Raw genomic sequence first — 7428 nt, forward strand, 5'->3', positions numbered from 1 at the left:
CGGGGAAATGCGCCCGAAGGGCATGCATTTCAGGGGCGCGGGGAACTGCGCGACCGGCCCCCACCGGCCCGCGGACGGCGAACGGTCAGAGCCACCCCCGCTGCCGCGCCTCCCGCACCGCTTCCATGCGGTTGCGCGTCCCGGTCTTGCCGATGGCCGACGAGAGATAGTTCCGCACCGTCGACTCCGACAGATGCAACTTCCCGGCGATGTCCGACACCGTCGCCCCGTCCACAGACGCGCGGAGCGCATCCGCCTCCCGCGCCGTCAAGGGACTGGGCCCCGCCGAGAGCGCCGCCGCGGCGAGCGCCGGGTCCACCACGGTCTCCCCGCGCAGCACCGCCCGGATCGCCTCGGCCAGCTCCTCCACCGGCCCGTCCTTGACGAGGAACCCGGCGGCACCCGCCTCCATGGCCCGCCGCAGATACCCGGGCCGCCCGAACGTCGTCAGGATCAGCACCCGGCAGTCGGGCACCTGCTCGCGCAGGTCGGCCGCCGCGTCCAGCCCGCTGCGGCCCGGCAGTTCGATGTCCAGGAGCGCCACGTCGGGCCGGCACTCCAGGGCCTTGTCGACGATGACGTCACCGGCCGCGACCTGCGCCACGACCTCCAGATCCGGCTCCAGGCCGAGCAGCAGCGCCAGCGCGCCCCGCATCATGCCCTGATCCTCGGCGAGCAGCACCCGCACGCTCTTGGCGGGCCGGTGGTCCTGCGGCATCTCGGTCACAGGGGAGAGATTACGGGCCGGGGGCGCGTCCGGCGCGTTCAAGCCCGCTCCGCGAGCGTCGCGTCCGGCGCCGACTCCGGTTCACCGGACGGGAGTTCGGCCCGTACGACGAACCCGCCGCGCGGCCCCGGCCCGGACTCCAGCGAACCGCCCGCCGTCGCGAGCCGCTCGGCGAGCCCCTTGAGCCCGGTCCCGCCGACGGCGCCCGGCGCGGGTGCCGCCTCGCCCACCCCGTCGTCGGAGACCCGCAACCGCACCCGCTCGCCCGAGCCGTCGACGGTGATCGTGCAGCGCCCGGCGCCGCTGTGCCGCACCGCGTTGGTGACGGCCTCCCGTACGACCCAGCCGAGCAGCGCCTCGTTCTGCGCGGACAGCGGCGTCCCCGACTGCCGCACGACGGGCTCGATCCCGGCCGCGGTCAGCGCCGAGCGGGCCCGGTCCAGTTCGGTGGCGAGGCTGCCCTCGCGGTACCCGGTGACGGCCTCGCGGATCTCGGTGAGCGCCTGCCGGCCGACCGCCTCGATGTCGGAGACCTGCTCCAGGGCCGCGTCGAGTCCGTGCGGGGCGAGCCGCCGGGCCGCCTCCGCCTTCACGACGATCACCGACAGGGTGTGCCCGAGCAGATCGTGCAGGTCGCGCGAGAAGCGCAGCCGTTCCTTCTCGACGGCCTGCCGCGCCAGTTCCTCGCGGGCCGCCCGCAGGTCCCGTACGGCCTCGGACAGGGACAGGATCGCGGCGGTCACCATCGTCGACAGGAACGTGCCGTACGCGACGCCGATCGCGCCCCAGCCGTCGCGCAGTCCGGCGACCACCGCCGAGAGCACGGTCAGCGCGAGCCCGATCCGCCCCAGGTGCGGGCCCCGGGCGACGGCGCCGACGGCGAGGCCGAGCAGCGGGAAGAACGCCAGCCAGCTGCCCCCGTACACGCCGACGAGGCCGCAGGTCAGCAGCGTCATGACGACGAGCGCCAGGCGGGTCGACAGGGCCTTGCGGGTCTGCGGCCGGAACGCGCGGAACACCACGAAGATGTAGAGGGAGTTGAAGGTCAGCAGGCCCAGGCCGCCGATGACCGGGTCGGTGGACTTGTCCGAGAAGAGGTTGGACAGGGCGCCCATGCCCATGAGCAGCCAGGGCAGCAGGGCGAAACCGTTGGGCGCGGGAGCCATCTCCTCCGGCGGCCGGCCCTCGCCCCTGGCCCGCCGCTCCGCCTTCACCCGCCGGTGCTCCTCCTTCGCGTACGCGTGCTCCGTCTTCCACACCTCCAGCGACCGCCGCCACGCGGTCCAGCCCCGGCGGATCCTCGTCCCGGCCATGTCCCCGACTCCCCGTCCCGATCCGATTCAGATGGTGCGCGCGGCCCTGCGGTACGAGACCACAGCGTACGAACCGAAGGCCAGCAGCCAGGCGGTCAGGACGGCGAGCGCCGCGAGCGAGGGCGCGTGCCCGTCGGCGACGGCCGTGCCGAGCTGCGAGAAGCGGTTGGTGGGCGTGAAGGAGGAGACCCGCTGGAGCCAGTCGGGGAACAGGGTGACCGGGAACCACAGGCCGCCGAGGACCGCGAGGCCCAGATAGCAGAGCATGTTGATGCCTCCCATGGCCTGCGAGGTCATCCGGTAGCCGTTGCCCAGGCCCAGCATCGTGAACGGCAGCGAGCCCAGCCACAGCACGAGCGCGATCACCGGCCACTTCCACCAGTCGAGCCGTACGCCGTTGACCAGCGCCCCGGCCAGCATCACCGCCGCGATGGCGGGCAGCACCGTCACCGCACCGGTCAGGGCGCGCCCGATCACGCCCTGACGTGGGGTCATCGGGGTGATCCGCAGCTGCCGCAGCCAGCCGATCGCCCGGTCCTCGGCGACCCCGCCCGCCGTGTTCAGCGCCGCGCCGAGCGCCCCGTAGGCCGCCATGCCGATCATCGAGCCGGTCTTCCATGTGCCGTCCACGTCACCGAGGTTGGTGAACAGCAGGTACATCATCACCGGCATCGCGACCGAGCCGATCACGAACCGGCCGTCGCGCAGGGTGCGCCGCACTTCGAGCCGCAGGTAGTCCCACATGTCACACACGCTCCAGGTCGCGGGGGTCCGCGGTCAGCGCCATGAAGGCGTCGTCGAGGGAGGCCGGTGCGACCTCCAGGTTCCGTACGGCGTCCAGCGCGGCCAGCGCCATGACCGTCGCGTCCGGGTCCTCGGTGCGCAGCCGGGCCCGCTCGCCCGTCACCTCCACGGACACCACGCCCGGCAGCAGCGCCAGGCCCTCGGTGCCGCGCCCGGCCAGGTCGAAGCAGACCAGGCTGCCGCCGGCCGCCCGGCGCAGCTCCTCGCCCGTGCCGTCGGCCACCACCCGGCCGTGGTCGATCACCACGATCCGGTCGGCGTGCGCGTCGGCCTCCTCCAGGTAGTGCGTGGAGAACAGGACCGTGTGGCCGCGCCGCGCGTACGCCCGCATCGACGCCCAGAACGCGTGCCGCGCCTCCACGTCGAGGGCGGCGGTCGGCTCGTCGAGGACGATCAGCGCCGGGTTCCCGGCGAGCGCCACCGCGAAGCGGACCCGCTGGGTCTGGCCGCCCGACAGCTTGTCGACGCGGCGCCCGGCCAGCTCCTCGATCCCGGCCAGGCGCAGCGCCTCGCCCACGTCCATCGGGTCCGGGTAGCGCCCGGCGACGAAGCCCACGAGCTCGCCGACCGTCACCCGAGGCACCGCCTTGCCCTCCTGGAGCATCGCGCCGACCCGGCCGGCCCGCACCGCGTCCTGCGGCGCTCCGCCGAACAGTTGGACCCGGCCCGCGTCCGGCTCGTCCAGGCCGAGCAGCAGGGAGATGGTGGTGGACTTGCCCGCGCCGTTGCGGCCGAGCAGCGCCACCGTCTCGCCGGGCGCGATGGTCAGATCGAGCCCTGCCACGGCCCTGACCTCGCCGAACGTCTTGACGGCCCCCGTGAAGGACACGGCGGGCGCGGGGCCCGGGCCGGTGTGTGTCGTCTTCGTCGTCATACCCACGACGCTACGGAGCGGGGCCGGCCCCGCGGCAGATCCGCTTGTCCGGACATCGGCAGTACAAATGTCACCGCCACCGTTTCTGACGCCACGTCAGAAATGCGGGCCCCGGCCCTTCCCAACATCCGCCGCCTTGGCTATACATGAGGATCGCCGGACGGAATGAAACAGGTTCTAGAACCGGCCCCTGGCGACCTCGGCGCGACCGACGGTGCGGACGGCCGCGCCGAGGTCTTTCACCACCCGCACCATCCGGCACGACCCGTACCACCCGTACCACCCGTACCACCCGGCATCATCCGCACCGCCAAGCACCACCCGTACGACCCGTACGAGACGTACGACGTGAGGAGCGCTCGCCCCATGCCCATCGACGCCGCGAAGGCCGTAGCCGCCGAGCCCCGGTCCGCCGAGATCACCTGGGACCACAAGGACATCCAGCTCTACCACCTGGGCCTCGGTGCCGGAGTCCCCGCCACCGACCCCGACGAGCTGCGCTACACCCTCGAGTCGAAGCTGCACGTCCTGCCCAGCTTCGCGACCGTCGCGGGCGCCGGCATGGGAGTCGTCGGCGGCCTGTCGAGCCCCGGGGTCGAGGTCAACCTCGCCCACGTCCTGCACGGCGGCCAGACCATCGAGCTGCACCGGCCGATCCCCGCCAAGGGCAAAGCCACCTCCACCTCCCGCGTCGCCGCCGTCTACGACAAGACCAAGGCCGCCGTCCTCGTGCTGCGTACCGAGGTCGCCGACGAGGACGGCCCGCTGTGGACCAGCGACGCGCAGATCTTCGTCCGCGGCGAGGGCGGCTTCGGCGGCGACCGCGGACCCTCCGCGCGCCTGGAGGTCCCGGACCGCGCCCCGGACCGCACCGTCGACCGGCCGATCCGCGAGGAACAGGCCCTCCTCTACCGCCTGTCCGGGGACTGGAACCCGCTGCACGCCGACCCCGAGTTCGCCAAGCTCGCCGGCTTCGACCGGCCCATCCTGCACGGCCTGTGCTCGTACGGCATGACGCTCAAGGCCGTCGTCGACCACGCACTCGACGGCGACGTCTCCCGCGTCACCCGCTACAGCACCCGCTTCGCCGGTGTCGTCTTCCCCGGCGAGACGCTGCGCGTGCGGATGTGGCAGGAGCCGGGCCGGGTCCAGGTGACGGTCTCGGCGGTGGAGCGGGACGAGGCGCCGGTCCTCGCGGACACCCTCATCGAGCACAGCTGATCGAGCACAGCTGACAGAAGGCATCAGTACCTCACCGGGTACTCAGGCGAAGGAGCCGCACCCATGCGAGCAGCCGTACTGCACGAGATAGGCCAGGACAAACTCGAGGTACTGGACGACGTCGAGGCGGTCGGCTTCGGTCCGGGGAAGGTGAAGATCCGGGTACGGGCGACCGGCCTGTGCCACTCCGACGTCTCCGCGATGAACGGGGTGCTGCCGCAGCCCGCCCCGTTCATCCCCGGCCACGAGGGCGCCGGCGAGATCCTCGACGTCGGCGACGGGGTCACCCACGTCAAGCCCGGCGACCGCGTCCTGATGTGCTGGCTGCCCTCCTGCGGCGCCTGCCCCGCCTGCAAGCGCGGCCAGACCCAGCTGTGTCTCGCCGGGTTCATGAACGCGGGCACGCCCAACTTCAAGCGGCCCGGCGGCGACGTGTTCGGCTTCGCCGGGACGGGGACCTTCGCGGAGGAGGTCGTCGTCGACGCCGGGTGCGCCGTGCCGATCCCCGACGACGTGCCCTTCGACATCGCCGCGCTCATCGGCTGCGGCGTGACGACCGGGCTCGGCGCCGCGGTCAACACGGCGGACGTGGAGGCCGGTTCGTCGGTCGCGGTCATCGGCTGCGGCGGCGTCGGCATCTCGGCGATCCAGGGCGCGCGGCTCAAGGGCGCGGCCCAGATCGTCGCCGTCGACCCGGTCGCCTCGCGGCGGGAGGCGGCGCTCAGGTTCGGGGCGACCGAGGCGGTCGCGCCGGACGAACTCGCGGACGCCAAGCAGCGGATCACGGCGGGGGAGGGCTTCGACTACGTCTTCGAGGTCGTCGGCAAGTCGGCCACGGCCCGGACGGCGTACGAGACGACCCGGCGCGGCGGCACCCTCGTCGTCGTCGGCGCCGGCGCCCTCGACGACTTCCTCCAGCTCAACATGTTCGAGCTCTTCTTCGACGAGAAGCGGATCCTGCCCTCGATGTACGGCGGCGGCGACGTCCTCACGTCCTACGAGCGCGCGATCGCCCTCTGGCGCGCCGGCCGCATCGACCTGGCCTCCCTGATCACCCACCGCGTCCCCCTGACGGACATCAACGAGGCCCTGACCCAGATGCGCACGGGCGTAGCCCTGAGGACCTGCATCGAGCTGTAGCACCACCCGCCCCGGCCCCTGGGGCGCACGGAGCGCGCCTTCAGGGGCGCGGGGCCGCATCGATCAGCGGCTCCGCCGCGGGGCGCGAGAAGCCCACCCCCTGGGGCGCGCGAAGCGTGCCTTCAGGGGCGCGGGGAACTGCGCGAGAAGCCCCACCGGGCCCGCACCCGGCATTCAACAAGACACCCCACGGCGCTCAGCCGTGCCCTGACACCCCCCACCACGACGACCCCCGCACAGCCAGACGGACAAGGAGCCCCACCATGGACCAGCCGCTCAAGGGCCGCACGGCAATCGTCACCGGAGGTGCCCGCGGCCTGGGACGGGCCGAGGCCCTGGAACTCGCCCGCCTCGGCGCGAACGTCGTCGTCAACGACTTCGGCCAGCCCGGCCGGGACGGCTCCGGCGCGGCCGACACCAGCCCCGCCGAACAGGTCGCCCAGGAGATCCGCGCGGCCGGCGGCGACGCCACCCCGCACACCGGAGACGTGGCCGACCACCAACAGGCCGGAGAACTCGTCCAGTTGGCCGTCGACACCTACGGGCAGCTCGACATCCTGGTCAACAACGCCGGCATCCTGCGCGACCGCATGATCTTCTCCATGTCGGAGGACGAGTGGGACTCGGTCATCCGCGTCCACCTCAAGGGCCACTACAACACCACCCACTTCGCGGCCCGCCACTGGCGCGAGCGCTCGAAGACCACCGGCGCCCCGGTCTACGGCCGCATCGTGAACACCTCCAGCGAGGCCTTCCTCGCGGGCTCCGCCGGCCAGCCCAACTACGCCGCCGCGAAGGGCGGAATCGTCGGCCTGACCACGTCCACCGCCCTGGCCCTGGCCAAGTACGGCGTCACCGCGAACGTCATCTGCCCGCGGGCCCGCACCCGGATGACGGAGGACGTCTTCGCCGGGTTCGCCCAGCCGGACGAGGGACTCGACCCGCTGGCCCCCGAACACGTCGCCCCGCTCGTCGGCTATCTGTCCTCGCCCGCCGCGGCGAACATCAACGGCCAGCTCCTCGTCGTGCACGGCGGCATCGTCGTCGTCGTCGACCGCCCCCGCGTCCAGGCCAAGTTCGACACCGCCCACGAGGCGTTCACGTACGACGAACTGGACGCGCTGCTCACCCCGCACTACAAGGACCGCCCCGCGAACGAGACCTTCGCCGCGGCGGAGATCCTCGCCCTCAAGCACGACTGACAACGCGGTCTGCGGAAGGCCCGACGACACGGCCGACACGACGGCCGACACGACGGCCGACAAGACGGCCGACAAGACGGCCGACAAGACGGCCGACAAGACGGCCGACAAGACGGCCGACAAGACGGCCGACAAGACGAACGGGCC

General features: G+C 72.8%; 7 protein-coding genes. 3 read left to right on the forward strand and 4 right to left on the reverse strand.

Translation table 11 applies throughout. The annotated features are described in order from the left end of the window. Window positions 1-85 precede the first annotated feature (85 nt). The 4 genes from ACFW9D_RS37125 to ACFW9D_RS37140 are packed head-to-tail and all read right to left on the reverse strand — an operon-like array spanning window position 86 to window position 3718. On the reverse strand, window positions 86-718 hold the full coding sequence (locus ACFW9D_RS37125; protein WP_188341590.1) for a response regulator transcription factor: 633 nt from the start codon (window positions 716-718) through the stop codon (window positions 86-88). Window positions 719-765: 47 nt separating this feature from the next. Continuing rightward, entirely contained in the window at window positions 766-2040 is a 1275-nt protein-coding gene (locus tag ACFW9D_RS37130; RefSeq protein WP_384629786.1) for a sensor histidine kinase, read from the reverse strand. A 27-nt stretch (window positions 2041-2067) separates the two neighbouring features. After that, on the reverse strand, window positions 2068-2784 hold the full coding sequence (locus ACFW9D_RS37135; protein WP_188339220.1) for an ABC transporter permease: 717 nt from the start codon (window positions 2782-2784) through the stop codon (window positions 2068-2070). Between the two features lies 1 nt (window position 2785). After that, window positions 2786-3718 (reverse strand): ABC transporter ATP-binding protein, encoded by a 933-nt coding sequence (locus ACFW9D_RS37140; RefSeq protein WP_188339221.1) that lies wholly within the window; start codon window positions 3716-3718, stop codon window positions 2786-2788. Between the two features lie 366 nt (window positions 3719-4084). Between ACFW9D_RS37140 and ACFW9D_RS37145 the strand changes: the two genes are divergently transcribed. The 3 genes from ACFW9D_RS37145 to ACFW9D_RS37155 all read left to right on the forward strand — a co-directional run bounded on the left by ACFW9D_RS37145 (window position 4085) and on the right by ACFW9D_RS37155 (window position 7281). Beyond that, the gene (locus ACFW9D_RS37145; RefSeq protein WP_188339222.1) at window positions 4085-4939 is read left to right on the forward strand and encodes a MaoC/PaaZ C-terminal domain-containing protein; all 855 of its coding nucleotides are present in this window, start codon (window positions 4085-4087) and stop codon (window positions 4937-4939) included. A 63-nt stretch (window positions 4940-5002) separates the two neighbouring features. Further along, window positions 5003-6079, forward strand: a complete 1077-nt coding sequence (locus tag ACFW9D_RS37150; RefSeq protein WP_384629788.1) for a Zn-dependent alcohol dehydrogenase — start codon at window positions 5003-5005, stop codon at window positions 6077-6079. Window positions 6080-6342: 263 nt separating this feature from the next. After that, complete coding sequence (locus ACFW9D_RS37155) at window positions 6343-7281, forward strand: 3-oxoacyl-ACP reductase (RefSeq protein ID WP_188339224.1); 939 nt, start codon at window positions 6343-6345, stop codon at window positions 7279-7281. Window positions 7282-7428: the final 147 nt, after the last annotated feature.

The sequence above is a fragment of the Streptomyces sp. NPDC059524 genome, assembly GCF_042749255.1.
GTDB lineage: Bacteria > Actinomycetota > Actinomycetes > Streptomycetales > Streptomycetaceae > Streptomyces > Streptomyces xanthii.

Bases quoted from the DNA above. Each gene is read 5' to 3' on its own strand.
- ACFW9D_RS37125 (WP_188341590.1), bottom strand. From the start codon at position 718: ATGCCGCAGGACCACCGGCCCGCCAAGAGCGTGCGGGTGCTGCTCGCC.
- ACFW9D_RS37130 (WP_384629786.1), bottom strand. From the start codon at position 2,040: ATGGCCGGGACGAGGATCCGCCGGGGCTGGACCGCGTGGCGGCGGTCG.
- ACFW9D_RS37135 (WP_188339220.1), bottom strand. From the start codon at position 2,784: ATGTGGGACTACCTGCGGCTCGAAGTGCGGCGCACCCTGCGCGACGGC.
- ACFW9D_RS37140 (WP_188339221.1), bottom strand. From the start codon at position 3,718: ATGACGACGAAGACGACACACACCGGCCCGGGCCCCGCGCCCGCCGTG.
- ACFW9D_RS37145 (WP_188339222.1), top strand. From the start codon at position 4,085: ATGCCCATCGACGCCGCGAAGGCCGTAGCCGCCGAGCCCCGGTCCGCC.
- ACFW9D_RS37150 (WP_384629788.1), top strand. From the start codon at position 5,003: ATGCGAGCAGCCGTACTGCACGAGATAGGCCAGGACAAACTCGAGGTA.
- ACFW9D_RS37155 (WP_188339224.1), top strand. From the start codon at position 6,343: ATGGACCAGCCGCTCAAGGGCCGCACGGCAATCGTCACCGGAGGTGCC.